The following is an 18,891-nucleotide window of genomic DNA, read 5'->3' as shown; positions in this document are numbered from 1 at the left end:
TCAGTTATTTAATATTGACTGTGGAGGAAATACTATATCTTGGTTAACAAATACTTTCAATGCAGTTCCTTGATTAACATAAATAGTTGGTTTTTTATCTACACTCCTATCAACTATATCTCGCATGTCTTTGGAAAAATCATTGATTGACTTCCCAATTGCTTCATCATAAACAGATTTGCTTCTTTTCTGAGTTTGCCTCAACAGTTGACGTACATCGTCTAAAGTTATACCGATATTGTCACTAGTAATTGTATCAACTCCACTAGCTCCAGAACTTTTTATCACACTTACTATTTCTTCCTTTATTATTCTCAGCAAATCCTGATCACTTTTAGCATTTCGAATTTTTTCAATAGCCCTAATACCCAATTTCCATTTTTCGTCTCCTACCCTCCCAACTTCAGTTTTTATAGAATTCTCCAATCTCTCAACAATAGCCCCTTTGAGAGAAGAAATATCTATTTCAGTTGCAGTAATAGACTTCACTGCATCCATGGCAGTTAGCGCATCGATAAGATTAGAGGCTTTTTGTCCTATAACGGCTGAGCCAATCGAAACACCAGCAAGTGCCACTGAAGAGAATAATGCACTTGCTATTTTATTATCAACTATTCCAGCTATCCCTGCCCTTCCAAGCTCATCGGTACCAGATGATGAAATAGCAACATCTATACCATGAGGAAGAATGATCCTATTCCAATTTATGTTCACGCGGGCTTTTGCAACATTTGAGTCGAATGAATAACCACCTATTAACCTTGAACCTTTTGGTATTAAAATTGTATCACCAGTTTCTGCATAAACGTCTCTACTAACAACAGCACGGAGCATTCCTTGTAAGTCAGAACTTATTGCAGTTTCAAGAATAGCGTCAATAACTTTACCTTGAATAATCATTAAACCAAGCTTTCCAGCTTTGGTAGCTTTGCTCGATTGTGCTGAGGTATTGGATAAAACAGCATCTGTAGCTTTACCTTCCCCACTACTACCTGAAATTGCTAACATTTGTGCACTACGTCTGTCTCTAGGATAACCGCCACCCCCTATTGTAGGAAATGAAGTAGGCAAATTGCTAATAACATTACCAGAAGGAAAATTTTGCTTTGGTAAAACAGGTATATTTGACAAGGGAATTTCTTTTAGTTGCTCTTCTTTTTTTGTCACTTCCTCTTTTTTGATTTGTTTTACTTCTGGTATGACTTGTGGAATAGGAAGAGGAGGTAAGGGTGGCAAGAGATCAGTTACTACTCTTTCGGAAACTATTGCATTATCTGGAACTTGTTCTAACTTTCCTTTCAATTCTTGAATGTTTTGCTTTGTTTCCTCTTTTTTAACAATCTCTGGACCCTCTTTATTAGAAGGACTAAAATAAAGATAGTACACTCCACCAACTAAGAGCGCTACCATAACTATCATCAATGCCTTATAACCTTGATTAGAGCCAACTGTTACTACCTTGCTTTCTATCTCTGATTCATCTTCTACACTATTATGCCTTTCTTTACTCATATTATATGTACCACAACTAAAGTGACCTATTTATAACTTCAACTTCACTACCTTCATAACGCATTAATAGCTTTTTATGTACTCCTTTTATTACAACATAATCATCAAATAACAGCCTTTTACAGGATTCGCCTTCTATAAAAATCTGAGGAATTTTATTACTATTTCTAAACTTTAAATAGGTTAAATAACCATCATCGAATAACTCAATTGGAACTATATCTACGTTACCACCTTCATCAATATATGTATAGTTGTACCTCGTATTATTTTCTTGTATTATTTTTTCTGGCTTTTCTGTAATGTATTGCATTTGAGTAGGTAAAGAAACCTCATCTAAATCAACATCAAATTCATCTTCTTCTTGAGGATAATAAAAACGTATTACGTAAGATATATCCTTTTCAACGGAATAATCATGATCCACTTTTTTAGCATCAGCATCTGGGTATTTATCGTAATTTGGTCTTGAAATTAGATCAAAAATGTAATTTCTCTTTTTAGTTGTCGTAATAATCATGTTAGTGCGACTACTGACTTCAAATGGCATGACAAGCAGTTTATTATCATAAGGATTAATTTTCCAACTTGATGCATCACCAACAGCAATATTTTTGACTTTTTCCCCTTCTGCAAACTCAATATAAGAATAGTAACCTTGACTAAAAATTACTGTAAACACCTCATTAGGGCTATATACAAAAGTCTTTATTCTACTATCTACAGAAATAGGTTTATTATTAATAGATGCATTTAAGTTGCCACTTATTAGTAAAGCTAAAACTAACAATATCCTACACATATTCATCATCTACTCTATATGAAATAACTTGAAACCCTAACGGGTTAATATATCTTTGCTGATCATTCATTTCAAGCGATGCATATTTATACGACATCACAACTATCTTATTTTTCCTTGAGGAATTTCCATCTTTTTGTGTAAATTCTATAGAAAATCTCACTTGAAGAGCATCATTACCTAATTTTTGAATTGAACGAATTTTCAACTCACCTTTAGCATCTGAATATAAATTAAAAAGGTCATTCATATTCTGCGATTTTATATAATTGCTAAATTCACTATATACACTAGGCGAAGAAAACAACCTTACTTTTGTATAATAATTATAATTATAATTATATGGGTCAAAAACCTCCCTTGCTTTTATATACTCTGAAATAAAATAATCGTTCAGCGTTTCATTTGCAGAATATTGTTTTACTGTAACAGGATCAACCAATTGCACTATTCCTGACTTTTTGTCAATTTCTATAACGAATGGCTCAATAGTGCTACTTGTGCTAATTTTAAATATAGCTAATATGCTTATAGAAATTGCAACTAGTAATATTAATGTAAATAAAAGTAAAGTATTTCTCTGAGCAACAACTGTGCTATAGCGACTTGAATTCCAATTTATATCCTTATCCAATGACTCATTACTTTTTTCTTGTTTTAAAAATTTCAGCATCTCAATATTCTTAAAAATCTTAACTTATATTAATTAACATAGCAAGCTAACAAAGTAGTTATAACAAAAAAGCTAATAAACCCTTAATCCATGGCCTAACTTGCCAAATTTTGTTTCCATATATGAATCATTATATTCATTGCGTTCCATAATAAGTGGTATACACTTTGTAACTTCTATACCGTTATTTTTTAACTCTGATAACTTTCTACCATTGTTTGTAAGTAATTGTATTTTGTTAATGTTCAATTTCTTAAGTATTTTAGCTGCAACAGCAAAGCTCCTTTCATCATCTTCAAAACCCAATACTCTATTTGCATCAACAGTATCAAGATTATATTTTCTTTGCATACTGTATGCTCTTAACTTATTAGTTAAACCAATGCCTCTCCCATCTTGCATCAAGTATAATATAATGCCATTCCCAAAGTCGGTCATTATTTGAATCGCTTGATGTAACTGGCTTCTGCAATCACATGATAAGCTGTCTAATAAGTCTCCTGTATAGCATGAAGAATGGATTCTCACTAATGGCTCATTATCTTTATCTGGATTGCCAATTATAATTGCATAATGTTCTCTTCCGCCACTTTTGGTTCTATAAGATATGATATCTACTTCTTGAGTCTGTTTTAAAAATAATGATGTTTTGCACACTTCATACACACTATGATTTTGTTGAAAATCATTCACAAGTAACGTATTTAGTGCAATAATGTCATTTTCTTCACACCAATTTCGCATTTCATGTTTATTCTCAAAAGTCATATCAGCCACTAACGCGTATGGCAATAATTCTGAGAACTTAAGCAAGGCAACAGCATACGCATCTATTGTCTTTGAGCATTGCAACTCTTTTATCCAATCTTCCTTTGAACAGTTTATTAAATGGAGCAGTTCATCAAAATTGCTTATCAACAGACGTTTGCTACTATGTTCTTTACTCTGACATATGTATTTTACCTTACTTGCAGTCAAAGTAACATACACATTACCTGATATAAGCTTATATTGACTAAATAAATTTTTTTCTAAAGTTTCAGCAGCAGCAAGAAATAGATAGTTATTTTCATCATCATATATTAAAATTGGAAGACCACGCCTGACTTCACTGATGGCCCTTTCTACTTTATTTCTACTTTGATTTCCTATAAACATTTCACCTACACCAAACAACTTGGTGCGGTCGAGAAGACTTGAACTTCCAAGGCTTTGTGAGCCACAGCGACCTCAACGCTGCGTGTCTACCAATTCCACCACGACCGCACTTTATTCTAGTTTCTATATAATTACTTTAAATTACTTAATCATTTTAGGATTTTTCATCTAAAGTGTCAATCTGATACTAGGATAATTTAGGAAATGCCTGTATAATTTAACTATGAATTTTATGGTTACAAACTTTAATCATTTAAGATAATCTTACTACTAATTCTTAATTTAGGTCTTTATACAAATGAAAATAGCTAATATCTTCATTTTTTTAATTCTATCTCTTACAATTAGCTTTTACCCCACTCATGCACAAATATTGTACACATGGTCTCAAATCATTCCAGAAAATAAATTAAGCATACGTGCGATTATAGACAATAACATGTGTCCCATTGCTTACGTCGATAATAAGGCAGTAGAAATGCTAAGTCGCAGCTCAATTAACAATACCGAAACAGTTTGTGAACTGATAGTAGAAACAAATGCTCAAAACATTAGTATTGACAATATAAAAGTTCCCGTATTAGCGGAAAAGATCAGCAAAATTGCCTTCATTGGCGATACAGGATGTAGAATAAATATGTTATTTCAGCAAGAATGTAATTCTGTAGATAACTGGCCTTTGAAAAAAAATTTAGATTCAATCGCTTTTCATAAACCAGATTTAATTATCCATGTTGGTGATTATCATTATAGACAAACAAAATGTAGAAACACAAAAAAGTGCAGCGATATTTATGGATATAGCAAAGAAGCTTGGTACGCTGATTGGTTTGAGCCTGCAAAAGATATTTTAACACAATCTCCTTTTCTTTTTGTTCGTGGAAATCATGAGAGTTGTAATAGAGCTTATGAAGGATGGTTCAGATATTTAGATTCATACCCCTTTTTCCCTCAAAAATGTGAAGATCTTATTTCCAGTTGGTTCTTAGATGCTGGGCCAATGAAGTTTTTTATCTTCGACTCTTCATCCGGTGAGGAAATTTTTACAACCCAAAGCACAGTTGATGCTTTTGAGAGGCAGTTTGATAAATTGATACAAGATAAGCCCACGTGGTTTTTGACTCATAAACCACTTTGGAGATCTCCAAAAAAAGAATTTTTGACATTAAAAAGCCATGGTAATCTTACACAAATTGAAGCTTTTGGAGATAAATTTCCAAGCAATGTTACTACCATAGTTTCTGGCCACATTCATATAGCCCAGATTTTATTAATGGATAATGTTCCAGATCAGATTATAGTTGGAAACGGCGGTGCATTATTACACGCTCAAGATCAAGAACCTGTTTATCAAAACGTAGAATTTAACTATCCAAATAGTAGAAATTACTTAGCACACGAAGTTAGAAACTTTTTCGGCTTTGGCTTTGCAATATTAGGTTTAGACGATCACAAATTTACTTTCTATAACCAAGATAATAAGGAAATGTATTCTGCAAACCTAACGAAAGACTTTAAACTTAAAACAAATTAAAATTAGGACTATTTAAGGACGCAGAAAAAACGTGCTGAGCTTAAAAAACTCATAGCAACAAAAAACACTGAAATTCTTGTATATATCGACTAATCTGGAATTGATAACACAAAAGTCAGCGTATTAGTATGATTGCAGCTTTGAATAAGGGAAAAATTATGGCGCCTATGATTTTTGAAGGCTACTGCGATACAGACGTTTTTAATAGCTAGTTCAAACTTTTTGCTGGGTGATTTTGGATAATGCAACTTTTCATAGAAAATAAGTGAATTTATTAAAAGTGTCAGTGCTGAAGTTATATATCTGCCTCCATATTCTCCTGATTTTAATCAAATCATTGGTTTGTTATAAAAAATTGAGCCAGAAAGAATATCCAGCTATTCGAACTATTAGAAAAAGAGCTATATATGAGCATGTTTTAGCACAGACATTATTTTTGTAACTAGGCAAATGCAATCAGTGTTAGCGGCTTGAAAGGATATCAATTAATAAAGAAATGCATCTAAAGTAATCACTTAACTAACGGCAAAGTGATACCATACTGATTCATATATTTTCCCTTCATATCATCATATGATTTCTCACACTCACTTTCGCCGCTTAAAAACACAAATTGGCATGCGCCTTCATTAGCATAAATTTTTGCAGGAAGTGGAGTAGTGTTTGAGAATTCAAGTGTGACGTGACCTTCCCATCCAGGCTCTAAAGGTGTGACGTTTACTATAATACCACATCTTGCATAAGTTGATTTACCAACACAAATTACCAGTACATTCCTTGGTATACGAAAATACTCCACTGTGCTGGCAAGTACAAAACTATTTGGTGGGATTATACATACATCTGTTTCCTTATCTATGAAACTATTCTCAGAAAAATTCTTGGGGTCTACAATAGCTGAATTAACATTAGTAAAAATCTTAAACTTATTACTAACTCTTGCATCATAGCCATAAGATGATAATCCGAAAGATACAACACCCTTACTGCTTTTATGATTCACAAAAGGCTCTATCATTCTAGAGTTTTCAGCCTTTTCCCTTATCCATTTATCTGGCATAACTGCCATAATTGTCCTTTAAAGTTTTGTAATACTTATAATAATATGTAATAGAATTTAAATGTAAACCTGAATTAGCGTTACACTCTGGAATGGCAAAGTTTCCAGTATAAACTACCTATACAAAAATAAATTGGCAATATTTCAAGCCTGCCAAGCAGCATCAAAAACGATAGAAATAGCTTTACTCCACCACTAAAGGAGGAATAATTACCTGAAGGACCTATTAGGTTACTAAATCCTGGGCCAGAATTTGTAAGCATTGCAGAAACAGAGCTGATGCTAGTTATAAAGTCCGCATTGCTCAAGTAAGACATCACTATTGATGATATAGCGAACGTTAACATGTAAATCGCAAAAAACGTAAAGACAGATTGAACTTCATCATTCTCCAGTATTTTACCATTGAGTTTTACTCTATCGCTTTCACTTGGATTTAATAAAGAGCTAAAGTAATTCCTTATAGATTTTAGAAAAATGACTAAACGGAAGATTTTGATTCCACCACTAGCAGAACCACCACATCCACCAATAAAGGCTAAAAAGAAAGCTAAGACTGAAATAAAGCTCCAATTCAAGTAGTTGCACATTACATAGCCAGTTGATGTGATAAAGGAGGTAATGGTGAATGTGCTGTACCTAAATGATAAAAATACTCCTAAGTCAAAATTTTTATATAACCAAAAACAAGCAAGCAAAGATGAGATAACAACTATCTTAATAAAGTAAGAGACCTGTTCATCATAACAAACGTCTAATCGTCTTATAATTTTTAAATAGCTCAGAAAAGGTAAAGAGCCTAAAATCATAAAGATAATTGTTATGACCTCCAATATAGGGTTATTGTAGTAGCCTATAGAATCGTTATAGTTAGCAAATCCACCAGTTGATACAGCGGACATTCCGTGACATACTGCGTCAAATAATGGCATGCCAGCTAGATAGTAGGAAAATATGCACAATAAAATTAGGCAGTAATATATTTCTGCAATATGTATTACTACGCTTCGCGTATGTGGTAACTTTCTTTTAAGAGCATCTGAGTACTCAGAATAGAGTAAATTATTTAAGCTCAAAACCTTAAATATGGGAAAAATTGCAATTCCTACTGTAATTACTCCAAAACCACCTATACCGTGCAGCATTGCTCTCCACAGTAGTATCCCCGGAGATTGTTGCTCGATGTAACTTAGAACAGTTGCTCCTGTGGTTGTAATCCCAGATACTGCTTCAAACAGTGCATCAATGTAGCTTAAACTATCAAGATAAAATGGAATAGCTGCAAATAGAGATAATGCAATCCAGGTACAACTGGTAATCGCAAAAATTGCCGGCATTCCATGTAACCTACTTAGTTTACCCAGTAGAATAAAAATCGCACTAAATATGCAGGTAACTATAAATCCAACCAGAAAATTTTTCCATTCGTAACCTAGATAATTATTAGTAATAGCAGGAATAAGCATTGCTACGCCAAACAACAATAGAAAAATTCCCACAATAAACGCAATTGAACGTAAAACTTGCAGACTTTCCATAGACAGTACTTTAAAAGCTATATATTATTAAAACTTCAACCGCTTTGCTAATTTTTTCTCTTGACTTGATTATAAATACGTATAATTATAGCGCTAAATTTGCCATAAGAGGTAGAGGTAAGGTATGTTATTAACTGAAAGACAAAAAAACATTCGAGATTCATTAATTAGTGAAGCTATACAAGGCAACTTTGAGAATATAAAAAATAATTACGATAGCGATATACAAGAAGTTTTGAAAAGCGAATTACCTAGTAATATAAAAAAAGAGTTTAAAGACGATCTACCTAATCCTTGTACCATTTCACAGTTGATTATATTCAAAAAAAATCAAAAGGAAATTAATCAATGTATACAGAAAATGGAGCAAAAAATTGAGAGTATTTCGTGTGATATAGCTATGCAAGAAGAGGAAGGAAGTTATGATTCGCATATGCAAAAAGTGAAAAACTTAAAGAGAACAAGTGATCTTCACCACAAATTACGTCAAGCAATAGATTATTTAGATGTTAAAAAAGTTAAAGCAGTATTAGAAGATTGTGATACAAATTTAGCAATGATTTTAAATAGACCTATACATTCACAGAGCAAAACTACCCTTTTACTTTATCCTCTGCAAGTTGGTCTTAATAAACGATATATAGGTGATGGTAAAAGATTGAAACAAGAAGATCTGAGAAATATAAAAGAAATTACTAAACTTCTTTGGGATAAAGCTTCTCCTGATATTCGCAATTTCTGGTTTAAATTCCATCAAGATCAACAAGAAGAAAGTACAAAAGACACAAAAGCAACCTTTGAAGCTCATTTGAAAAAAGCTCCTCCTGATATTCGTGACTTGTGGCTTAAATATCAAAGAGTGCCTGAAAATCAAGATGCAGCTGTAATAAAACTTCTTAAAGGTGAGCAACAACGACATGCCAAGATAGGTAGTGAGAAGTGGCTTGAAGATTTCATTCAAGAAGTTAAAGATTACACAGAACAAAAAAGCATAGAAGAAAACCTTGAAATAGCTACAGAGAAACCTACAACAAAATCTGTTCTACAAGACGCACAACTTTCTCAAATAAATAGAACTTGTTGTATTTTGTAGTAAATAAGTTCTTAGGAAATATAAGTATGATAACAATAAAAACAAGAAATTTAAACGTTCTATTTTTAACCTAGTATCCAGAATAAAAAAATATCAAAGTCATCATATTATATCACGAACCTTTTCCAAGACTTTTTTCATATTTTCGCTTGAAAGTGGAATTAAGCCAAGCCTAGATAAATATCCACCTTCAGTACTAATAGAGTCTACAACTTCTCTAATGAATTCCCTTAATCCATCAACAGTATCTAAGTGTTCTTTCTTTATATAAAGATATAAAGGCCTTGCTAACATATACTCCCCCGATGATATATTTTTATAAGTTGGCTCAATTCCTGCGATTGTGCTTCCTTGAATCTCATCTTGGTTTTTCGCTAAAAAGCTGAAGCTAAATATTCCTAAAGCATTTTTATTGCTCTTCAATTTTTGTATTATTATGTTTTCATTAATTCCAACTTCTATATATCTTCCATCATCTCTGATATTACTACATGCTTTCTTTCTTTTTTCTTGGTCTTGATAATTCTCTTTGAAAATCCTTGAGTTCATACATGAATATTGATCAAGCATAATAAAATTAATCAAAGTTTCATGTGTACCTGTATTTTGATGTGGGCCATAGATTTTAATTTCTGTTTTTGGTAGAGCTTGATTTACATCAGACCAAAATTTCTTGTTATTCTTTACTAATCTATCATTGTCTTCAGAATATGAAGATAAAGTTTCAAACAGGTCATTTTTTGTAAAATCAAATCTATGGCTTTGATTTGAATTTGCAATAACAATTCCATCATAGCCAATTATGATCTCTATTACTTCATTCACTTTATTTCTTTTACATAATTCTCTCTCTACTTCCTTCATAGGGCGAGATGAAGTAGTGATATCTGGTGTGCCTTCCCCTATTCCTGAACAAAACATTTTGAACCCTGATCCACTTCCTATCGATTCTACAACTGGAGTTTTAAAGGAAAATATACGGCTGAATTCTTCAGATATAAATGAGATAAAAGGAAAAACAGTTGAAGATCCAACAATTCTGATATATCTTCTGGCATCAACATTTGACAGTGGGATGAGTAATACAAATGCAAAAATAAGGAAAAGGCGTTTCAGCATCGTTTTTACTCAAGAGTATAAACTTAATTATTGTAATAAAAAATCAAACTGAAAAGCTTTTTTTCTAGATTTCAAAAGGTATAACGATCAAATGTGTGCGTAATGATGAGATCTGAATCACAGCATTCATACAACTGTATCTATATCGAATCCTCTTATGTTTTTCAATACTGAAAAATTCTTTCATATTAACTTAATGATGCAATATATCCTTTTCTTTAATAGATAAGTCATCATCGACTTTTTTTACATTATCATCAGTAATGTTTTGTATTTCCTTTTTGGCAACATGAAAATCATCTTCTGAGATTTCCTTATTTTTCTTCATTTCCTCTATTTCTTCCATAACATCTCTGCGTATATTTCTAATTGCAACTCGTGCATTTTCAGAAAATTGATGCAATAATTTCACTAATTTTTCACGAGTTTCTTGTGTTAAGTCTGGAAGAACTATACGTATAGTATTTCCTTCAACAACAGGATTTAAATTCAGGTTAGCATTGATTATCGCATTTTTTACTTCACCGATAACAGTAGCATCCCAAACTTTAACTGATAGAGTTTTGTTATCTATAGCTGAAACGCCTGCAACTTGGTTCAGTTTTTGATGTCCACCATAGATATTTACAACTATACCATCAAGTAATGATGCGTTAGCTCTACCAGTACGTACGCCTTTCATATCATCGTGAAAAGACTGAATAGTTTTTAGCATTCTTTCTTTTGTTTTAGCTTTTATTTCGTTTAACATAAATTACCTAATGTTTACAATCTGAAACTATAGTATAAGTGCCTTGACCCTTAATAATATCAACCATTTTTTCTCTTTTTAAAGAAAAAACTACAATTGGGATAGAATTCTCACGAGCAAGTGAAATTGCTGATGCATCCATAACTTTTAAATCACGAGTTAGCAGATCTGTATAAGAAAGCCTATCATACATCACAGCATTCTCATTTTTTTTTGGATCGGCAGAATATACACCACTTACTTGAGTACCTTTTAAAATAACATCACAATTCATTTCAACAGCACGTAAAGCTGCAGCTGTATCTGTAGTAAAAAATGGGTTACCTGTGCCTGCTGCAAAAATGACCACTCTACCTTTCTCTAAATGATGAATAGCCTTCCTTCTTATATAAGGCTCACATATAGTAGTCATGGGTATAGCAGACAACACCCTAGAGACTATAGAGCTTTTTTCTAAAAAATTTTGCAAAATTAAAGCATTAATGACAGTACCAAGCATTCCAATATAATCACTGCTTGCTCTTTCACAGCCACTTAAAGATGCTGATGCACCACGAAAAATATTCCCACCACCAACAACAATACAAACTTGAACTCCGAGATTACAAACTTCAACTATGTCTTTGGATAGTTTATCTATAACTTCCATATCATGGCCAAATAGCTTTGATCCCATCAAAGCCTCCCCAGAGATTTTGAATAACACTCTGGGGTACTTTACTTCTGAAGTTTTGTTACTTATTTGCACCATCCAAAGTAAGTAACTTATAATTAGCTAATTTAACAGCACTTGATTCTATAAAATCAGCAATCTTCATTTTATCATCTTTTATAAACTTCTGCTCTAGCAGAACAACTTCTTCATAGTATTTAGCCATTCGTCCATCTACTATTTTTTTCGCTACCTCTTCAGGTTTATTTAAGCTCTTTACTTGCTCCTCGATTATAGAACGCTCATTTTTTAATTTTTCTTGATCTAAATCATTTATAGATAAAGCTTCAGGTTTCATAGCAACTACATGCATAGCTATTTGCTTTCCAATCTCTTTTTTATCACCAGATGACTGCAATGCTACTAAAGCACCAATCTTACCTAAGCCAGGCATATCACCATGTACGTATCCAGAAATAATCCCATCTTTAGTCTCTAGGTAGCAAAGATTGCTTAACTCTAACTTCTCACCAAGAACCGATGTACCACTCATAATAGCTTCCTGCACTGTACCAACATCTTCATATTTGGCATTTTTTAACTCATCAAGACTAGTACAACGTTCTTGACAAGCAATTGATGCTAAATTTGAAACTAATGCTATGAACTTCTCATTTCTAGCAACAAAATCAGTTTCACAATTGACTTTAACCAATACACCATAATTTTTAGCCAAGCACATAGCAATAAGCCCATCCGAAGCTACTTTATCAGACTTTTTGTCAGCTTTAGCAAATCCTATTGTACGTAACCTATCAACGGCTTTCTTAATATCACCATCACACTCTTCTAACGCTTTCTTACAATCGCTTAAGCCAAGCCCTGTTCTATCGCGTAATTCCCTTATACTACTTGAATCCATCTTCATTTACTTACTATTACCTCCCTTTCTGTTTCAACCTTAATACGCTTCTTTTTAGTTTGCACAATATCCTCTTCTTTTTCTTGAATAAGCTCATCATCCTTAACTCTAGACCTTGTCAAACTAGACTCTATTCCAGCTAATATAGAATCAGCAACTAATTTACAATAGAGCTCTATTGATTTTCTTGAATCATCATTTCCTGGTATAGGATAGGCAATACCATCTGGGTCAGAATTGGTATCAAGTACTCCAACTACAGGAATACCCAGTTTTTTAGCCTCTTTAACCGCTATATGCTCTTTGTTAGTATCAATAATAAATAAAATATCAGGAACTGCTCCCATTTCTCTAATTCCACCCAATTCTTTATCAAGCTTTTTTCTTTTCTTTTCAATGTTTCCTAATTCTTTTTTTGTTAAGATGCTATCTTCATCATTGGATATTTTCTCATATTGTATCAAAGTTTTTATCGAAGAAGAAACAGTGTTCCAATTAGTAAGCATACCACCAAGCCATCGATCATTTACATAATACTGACCACAACGAACTGCTTCACTTGCAACAATATCTAAAGCTTGAAATTTCGTACCAACAAATAAAATGCGACCATCTTGAGATGCAACATCGTATAAAGCTTTCATCGCCGCCTCTAACAATGGTAATGTTTTTCGTAAGTCTATTATGTGTATACGATTCTGTTGATGTATACCATATATATATGGTGCCATTTTCGCATTCCAGCGACTAACTTTATGGCCAAAATGCACACCAGATTCAGCTAAATCACGTATAGTGACTTTAGGCAAATTTGTCATATTTACTCCTCCAAATAGTTTATCCTCCATGGCATAACCCTAACGGGACTACTTGCATAAGCCATGTGTGAAATTAAGTTATTTACATAGTAATAAAAAAGACAAAAAAGCGCAAACAAAAAATATTGACAAGTGGCAACACGTTGATTAGCTTTAAAGTTGCAAACGTTAAAAAGCAATGGGGGGTGTAGCTCAGTTGGTTAGAGCGCATGCCTGTCACGCATGAGGTCGTGAGTTCAAATCTCATCACTCCCGCCATTACAGCAGAAACACCTTAAAATTCTTTAAGTTTCTTATTAATTTGAATTAATTTCTTTCAGAGACTTGACATGATATTGTAATTGCTGCTTAATCTATTTAACTTTATCGTTAATAATTGGGATTAAATATGTTCATTTCTGAGGTTTTTGCGGCAGATGCGACTAACAATGTATCAGCATCTGTTGCTAGCTTTATTCCACTCATTTTAATATTTGTAGTATTTTATTTTCTCATTATTCGCCCCAATCACAAAAAACTAAAAGAACATAGAAGGATGATAGATCAAATAAAACGTGGTGATACGGTTATTACTTCTAGTGGAATAATAGGTGAAGTAAACAAAGTTGACGAAGTAAATGCACAACTAATACTAGAAGTAGCACCAAAAATTGAAATAAAAATCCTAAAGTCTGCTATATCTGAAATCTTAAATAAAGAAATTCAAAAGCCAGTAGCTAAATCTATTGAAAAAAGCAAAGTTGAAAAGAATGGCAAGAAAAATAAACTAGAGGAAAGTAAAAAAGACAAAAATGCTTCATAATTTAAGAAGTGTGTGGAATATTAGGTATAGTAAGTAGCGGTGATTCAGTAATACCAACTTTACTAACCGCGTTGCAAAAATTGGAATACAGAGGGTATGACTCTTCAGGTATAGCAATTATAAATAATAGAGGTAAGATAGAAGTCAAAAAATCAGAAGGTAAAGTTGAAAGATTGTGTGAAGTTGTTCATGAGAGCAAGATATCTAGTAGCAAAGTTGGTATAGCACATACTCGTTGGGCTACACATGGAGCTCCAAATCTTAAAAATGCTCATCCCATTTATATAAATAATGTTGTTGTTGCTCATAATGGCATAATTGAAAATTACAATATATTAAAAAAGGATCTGGAGGAAAAGGGAGTATCTTTTCATACCGACACTGATACAGAAGTAATACCAAACATATTAACTGCATATCTTAATGAAGGATTGTCACCAGTTGATTCTATATTACAGTGTCTAAACAATTTACAAGGTTCACTTGCTTTGGCTTTATTATTTGCAGAATATCCAGATACTTTATTTGTTGCAAAAAGAAATTTGCCTTTAGCAATAGGATATAACTGTAATAAAGTGTTTGCTGCTTCTGATACTAATACTTTGAATTCATTTGTAGAAAAAATATTGCATTTAGAAGATAATGATATTGCAGTAATAAAATCTAACGAATTCAGTATATATAATAATGGTATACAAGTTAAACGCAGAACAGAAAATAGCAGTCCAAGAAATTTTCTAATTAGTAAAAATGGTTACCCTAGCTTTATGCTAAAAGAAATTTTTGAGCAACCGTATGCATTAAACAAAACAATAAATCAATTTTATAAACAATATAAAGAAATCAACAAAGAATTATTTTCTGAACTAGGTTACATTACTATAGTTGGATGCGGTTCATCCTATTTTGCTGGACTAATAGCAAAGTGTTGGCTGGAAAGTATTGCTCAAATTCGGGTATATCTAGAAATCTCGTCAGAATTTAGGTATAGCAGCGTCAAGCTCGAAGAAGGTAGTATTGGCTTATTCATTTCTCAATCTGGTGAAACTGCAGATACTATGGAAGCACTACGTTATGCGAGATTGCAGAAACAAATGATCATTAGCATAATTAATACATTTAATAGCAGCATAGAAAAAGCCTCAGATATTGTATTGCATACTCTTGCTGGACCTGAGATTGGTGTTGCTTCGACAAAAACCTTTTCTACGCAGCTTGCAATTTTAGCATGCTTTGCTGTAGAGCTTGGAAAAATAAAAGGTATACTGGGTAGAGAGAGGATAAAGGAACTAAGCGGTGCTATTAATTCCATTCCCGAACATGTAGAGCATGTTTTGAATGTGATGGAAATACAACATATATCAGGCAGTATATTAGAGCACAATAATATAATTATAATTGGGAGAGGAAGCTCATATGGAGTTGCAATGGAAGGTGCATTGAAGATAAAAGAGCTTTCATATATCAACACAATTGGTATTGCAGCGGGAGAAATGAAGCACGGTTCTATCGCCTTGATAGACTCTACTGTACTTGTTATCGCAATTATTCCTTACGATAATTTATTCTTTAAAACGCTATCCAATATACAAGAGATTATTGCAAGAAAAGGTAAAGTAATTGCCTTTAGTGATAAGCAAGGAGCACCGCTCTTAAAGGGAATTTGCATAGATGTGGTGCAACTTCCAGAAGTTGACAATTTTGTTTCTCCAATTATCTACAGTGTTGCTATGCAATTTCTTGCTTATTCTATTGCAGAAAAAAAAGGGTTAGATGTAGATTGTCCGAGAAATTTAGCTAAATCTGTCACAGTTGAGTAACTTATTTAAAGTGAGTTGCTAATTAACAGCTCTAATTGTCAGTTATAAATTACTGAATTTTACTAATAAATTCATTAGCCCTCTGCGAAAGAATATGTAACTAATGTAAGGATGAGAGAGGCTAAAATCCACGCCTCAAATTAACAAGATTTGCCATTATGGTTACCAGACACAACTTAACCTAGCAAGCAAGAATTAACTAACAGAAAAATTGAAAACTAATATCAGTCTCTTATGTAATGCTACTAATATTTTTCTAAAAGCAATATGTTTTCTATTCAGGAAAGTCTACATCGCCATAACAATATTTACTAGAATGAGGTCTTGTCTCATTGTAAAAACACAACCAATGATCAACGTCTATCTGAAGATCTTCTAATGAATTGTAGATTGTTTTACAAAAAAAGAGGAGTAAATGAGAGTTCAGTAACTTGATCATAGAGTTGTACTGCCTTTCCATATTTGAAGCAAGTTGTTATTCTACCTCAAACCATAGCACAAAGTAAATATGGCATTTTATACTAAAATTTTCTGTTTATGAGTTATATTATGTAAAGATACTATTTGACATTGAGCTTTAAAGATATTATGTAATAGCATTATTTAATATGTGAGGTTTATTATGGCTAAAGTAAGTGCTGGTGAAAACTCAAAAAAGCTTAAAGATGGTAAAAATCAGCCCATATCACCAAAAAAGTTCAAAGGCAGTCAGTCTATGTCACCAAAACGGAGTCAGAATTCTGGTGAAAAGCTATGGAATGTATTAGAATCATTAGAAGAAGCAAAATCAGAGTTGAAAAAAAGAAAGTTTGAAATAGAACTAAAAAAAGACACTAAAATATCAGAAGAAGGAATAGAAAAAGTAGTGGAATTGGAAAGGAAAATAGAAAAAGAGATAGAAGAAATAGCAATGCCAATATCAACGTTACTACTTAAGGAAACAATAATAAAATTACAAGGAACAAAAATAATAAATTTTTTAAAAAAATTAGAAAAACAAGTAAAAGAAATGCAAGAATTATGTAAGAAACTAGAATTAAATGCTAAAATAGAAGAAGAAGATCTAAATAAGCTCGAGGACATAAAGAAAGAATCAGAAAAGTGTTGCAGAGAGTTAGTGAGCTATATGCCTAATTCAAATAATCCTAGAATGTTGTACACTGCTGTTATTGGTGTTGGTCTTGCTGTTGGGCTGGTAGCAAGTACTATACTTGAACATACAACTAGACTAAGTATATTAGCAATAATTGGCATAGCTACAGCATCTGCACTCGTAGCTGTTGGTGCTACATATGAAGCACTAAGACCTAATACTAAAATAGATGAATCAAAAGAAGTCCAAATAAAGAGTTCTCATCACTCACTTTCCTAATCACACTTTAATTCAAACTTTATCAGTTTTATTCAAGTTGCTTCTAAAAGGAGAATATTAATGGTGTTCTCCTTACTGATTTGGTTAAAATGCAGAAAATGCCTATGTCAAAATTTACACAGATGTTAAGTGCTGCCACTAATTCCCAGTTAGTACAATTTGTGTATATTATTGACATATTTAATTCATTCTGTTACAATTTTTATTAATTAGGTTGAGGTAAAACAATGAAGAGTTTTAAATGGCTACTTAATCAAGTCAGACTTTCATGGATTAGCTTAATATCAAAAGTAAAGAGCTTTTTTCAAACTAACGATACACATCATCAAACAACTGCTAGCAATGGAAATGACCATACAAAAAAATAAGTATAGAGAATAAAATAGAAACGAAAGGTAATGAGATTGATTTAGAGGATGAACAGGATGTGTTTGAGGATGCTCTAACAGGAGAAGAGCTAGATGAAGAAGAATTTTTTTATGCTGTTGAAAGTTTTAATGAACAGGAAGTTAATGCTAATAGAGAAAAAAAGGAATATGAAAAAAATAAGTACTATAGTCTACAAGATGGTCTACAAGAAAAAAATGAATTTGATCACACAACGCACACTCTTACACTTGCTTTTGAAATTGAAAAGCCATTTCCAGACTCTGACCTTAGTAAATTTAAATTGTGCGAGCTTAAGCAAAATGGTGGTAAATATACATTTACTCTAGAGGATGACCAGAAAAATCGTATAGAGCTACACTCTGAATACCTTAATATGTATTTTCCTAAGTATTTTGAGAAACACAGTAAAAAAGGAGCATACACTGAACTTTTTTCTCAAGAAGAAAATGGAATTAGCAATGATATTATCATCCCATTAGAAGTTCCAAAAGAGGTAGGGATACTTACTGAAAAATTCAGCCGGATGAACTTCATAAAAGCAAATATACAATCTCAAATATCAGATTTTCCGGGAGATATAAATCTAAAAGATTGTAAAGATCATGTAAACTTTTATCTTAATTCAAATAATACTATATCTCTTTTTCTAACGTCAGCACCGATAAAATTTGCAGCTAAATTATCAGGTACTCCAATAGAAACAAACTGGCCAATAAAGGATGTTTTAGTCAGAGGTAGTTTTATTAATCAACATATTGATAAGCAATCAAGAGTTGAAGAAGTGATTGAGCCTTATATTGATAAGCATTCTATAGTTGAAGAAGCTTTTGAAGTAGTTGACGTAGAGTGTGCATCAGGGCTGAAGATTTCTTAAT

Annotated in this window: 17 protein-coding genes, 2 tRNA genes and 2 pseudogenes; 8 read left to right on the top strand and 13 right to left on the bottom strand. The window is 32.5% G+C overall.

Going from position 1 to position 18,891, the window contains the following annotated elements:
- The 5 genes from ABWU45_RS05425 to ABWU45_RS05405 all read right to left on the bottom strand — a co-directional run bounded on the left by ABWU45_RS05425 (position 1) and on the right by ABWU45_RS05405 (position 4,253).
- Positions 1-1,512 (bottom strand): TrbI/VirB10 family protein, encoded by a 1,512-nt coding sequence (locus tag ABWU45_RS05425; RefSeq protein ID WP_264682676.1) that lies wholly within the window; start codon positions 1,510-1,512, stop codon positions 1-3.
- Positions 1,513-1,528: 16 nt separating this feature from the next.
- Positions 1,529-2,320, bottom strand: coding sequence for a P-type conjugative transfer protein VirB9 (gene virB9, locus ABWU45_RS05420; RefSeq protein WP_254230093.1), 792 nt, complete (start codon positions 2,318-2,320; stop codon positions 1,529-1,531).
- On the bottom strand, positions 2,307-2,987 hold the full coding sequence (locus ABWU45_RS05415; RefSeq protein ID WP_353278109.1) for a virB8 family protein: 681 nt from the start codon (positions 2,985-2,987) through the stop codon (positions 2,307-2,309). The genes virB9 and ABWU45_RS05415 overlap by 14 nt, the downstream gene beginning before the upstream one ends.
- Positions 2,988-3,059: 72 nt before the next feature.
- The gene (locus ABWU45_RS05410; protein WP_353278107.1) at positions 3,060-4,145 is read right to left on the bottom strand and encodes a GTP cyclohydrolase II; all 1,086 of its coding nucleotides are present in this window, start codon (positions 4,143-4,145) and stop codon (positions 3,060-3,062) included.
- 20 nt (positions 4,146-4,165) lie between these two features.
- Positions 4,166-4,253, bottom strand: a tRNA-Leu gene (locus tag ABWU45_RS05405).
- A gap of 190 nt (positions 4,254-4,443) precedes the next feature.
- On the opposite strand from ABWU45_RS05405, the gene ABWU45_RS05400 reads away from it, so the two are divergent.
- Positions 4,444-5,679 carry a metallophosphoesterase family protein gene (locus tag ABWU45_RS05400; protein ID WP_264682674.1) on the top strand — a complete coding sequence of 412 codons (1,236 nt, stop codon included), beginning with the start codon at positions 4,444-4,446 and terminating at the stop codon, positions 5,677-5,679.
- Between the two features lie 15 nt (positions 5,680-5,694).
- Positions 5,695-6,035 (top strand): annotated as a pseudogene (locus ABWU45_RS05395) (transposase); the annotation flags it as partial.
- A 155-nt stretch (positions 6,036-6,190) separates the two neighbouring features.
- Here the strand turns inward: ABWU45_RS05395 and dcd are convergent.
- Both dcd and ABWU45_RS05385 read right to left on the bottom strand, forming a co-directional pair.
- On the bottom strand, positions 6,191-6,748 hold the full coding sequence (dcd, locus tag ABWU45_RS05390) for a dCTP deaminase (RefSeq protein WP_353278105.1): 558 nt from the start codon (positions 6,746-6,748) through the stop codon (positions 6,191-6,193).
- A 71-nt stretch (positions 6,749-6,819) separates the two neighbouring features.
- Positions 6,820-8,277 carry a TrkH family potassium uptake protein gene (locus ABWU45_RS05385; protein ID WP_353278103.1) on the bottom strand — a complete coding sequence of 486 codons (1,458 nt, stop codon included), beginning with the start codon at positions 8,275-8,277 and terminating at the stop codon, positions 6,820-6,822.
- Between the two features lie 124 nt (positions 8,278-8,401).
- On the opposite strand from ABWU45_RS05385, the gene ABWU45_RS05380 reads away from it, so the two are divergent.
- A complete protein-coding gene (locus ABWU45_RS05380) occupies positions 8,402-9,370 on the top strand; it encodes a hypothetical protein (RefSeq protein ID WP_353278101.1) in 969 nt (322 codons plus the stop codon).
- A 102-nt stretch (positions 9,371-9,472) separates the two neighbouring features.
- Here ABWU45_RS05380 and ABWU45_RS05375 read toward each other — a convergent pair whose 3' ends face one another.
- From ABWU45_RS05375 to rpsB, 5 genes are all read right to left on the bottom strand, one after another.
- Positions 9,473-10,489 (bottom strand): substrate-binding domain-containing protein, encoded by a 1,017-nt coding sequence (locus tag ABWU45_RS05375; protein WP_135352867.1) that lies wholly within the window; start codon positions 10,487-10,489, stop codon positions 9,473-9,475.
- Between the two features lie 193 nt (positions 10,490-10,682).
- Entirely contained in the window at positions 10,683-11,240 is a 558-nt protein-coding gene (frr, locus tag ABWU45_RS05370) for a ribosome recycling factor (RefSeq protein WP_017532537.1), read from the bottom strand.
- A 7-nt stretch (positions 11,241-11,247) separates the two neighbouring features.
- Positions 11,248-11,991 (bottom strand): UMP kinase, encoded by a 744-nt coding sequence (gene pyrH / locus ABWU45_RS05365; RefSeq protein WP_010407219.1) that lies wholly within the window; start codon positions 11,989-11,991, stop codon positions 11,248-11,250.
- Positions 11,975-12,820 (bottom strand): translation elongation factor Ts, encoded by an 846-nt coding sequence (tsf, locus tag ABWU45_RS05360; protein ID WP_341810890.1) that lies wholly within the window; start codon positions 12,818-12,820, stop codon positions 11,975-11,977. The genes pyrH and tsf overlap by 17 nt, the downstream gene beginning before the upstream one ends.
- Positions 12,817-13,632 carry a 30S ribosomal protein S2 gene (gene rpsB, locus ABWU45_RS05355; RefSeq protein WP_264682668.1) on the bottom strand — a complete coding sequence of 272 codons (816 nt, stop codon included), beginning with the start codon at positions 13,630-13,632 and terminating at the stop codon, positions 12,817-12,819. The genes tsf and rpsB overlap by 4 nt, the downstream gene beginning before the upstream one ends.
- Before the next feature lie 181 nt (positions 13,633-13,813).
- Between rpsB and ABWU45_RS05350 the strand changes: the two genes are divergently transcribed.
- From ABWU45_RS05350 to glmS, 3 genes are all read left to right on the top strand, one after another.
- Positions 13,814-13,890, top strand: a tRNA-Asp gene (locus ABWU45_RS05350).
- Positions 13,891-14,020: 130 nt separating this feature from the next.
- Entirely contained in the window at positions 14,021-14,434 is a 414-nt protein-coding gene (gene yajC / locus ABWU45_RS05345; protein ID WP_319803491.1) for a preprotein translocase subunit YajC, read from the top strand.
- Positions 14,435-14,442: 8 nt separating this feature from the next.
- Positions 14,443-16,254, top strand: coding sequence for a glutamine--fructose-6-phosphate transaminase (isomerizing) (gene glmS / locus ABWU45_RS05340; protein ID WP_264375401.1), 1,812 nt, complete (start codon positions 14,443-14,445; stop codon positions 16,252-16,254).
- A gap of 232 nt (positions 16,255-16,486) precedes the next feature.
- Here the strand turns inward: glmS and ABWU45_RS08395 are convergent.
- Positions 16,487-16,663 (bottom strand): annotated as a pseudogene (locus ABWU45_RS08395) (IS481 family transposase); the annotation flags it as partial.
- 213 nt (positions 16,664-16,876) lie between these two features.
- Between ABWU45_RS08395 and ABWU45_RS05335 the strand changes: the two are divergent.
- Both ABWU45_RS05335 and ABWU45_RS05330 read left to right on the top strand, forming a co-directional pair.
- Complete coding sequence (locus tag ABWU45_RS05335) at positions 16,877-17,626, top strand: hypothetical protein (RefSeq protein WP_264682665.1); 750 nt, start codon at positions 16,877-16,879, stop codon at positions 17,624-17,626.
- 427 nt (positions 17,627-18,053) lie between these two features.
- On the top strand, positions 18,054-18,890 hold the full coding sequence (locus ABWU45_RS05330; protein WP_353278098.1) for a hypothetical protein: 837 nt from the start codon (positions 18,054-18,056) through the stop codon (positions 18,888-18,890).
- Position 18,891: the final 1 nt, after the last annotated feature.

It is taken from the genome of Wolbachia endosymbiont (group B) of Longitarsus flavicornis, from assembly GCF_964028135.1.
In the GTDB taxonomy this organism is placed as follows: domain Bacteria; phylum Pseudomonadota; class Alphaproteobacteria; order Rickettsiales; family Anaplasmataceae; genus Wolbachia.
This window is presented reverse-complemented; position numbering and strand designations above follow the sequence as displayed.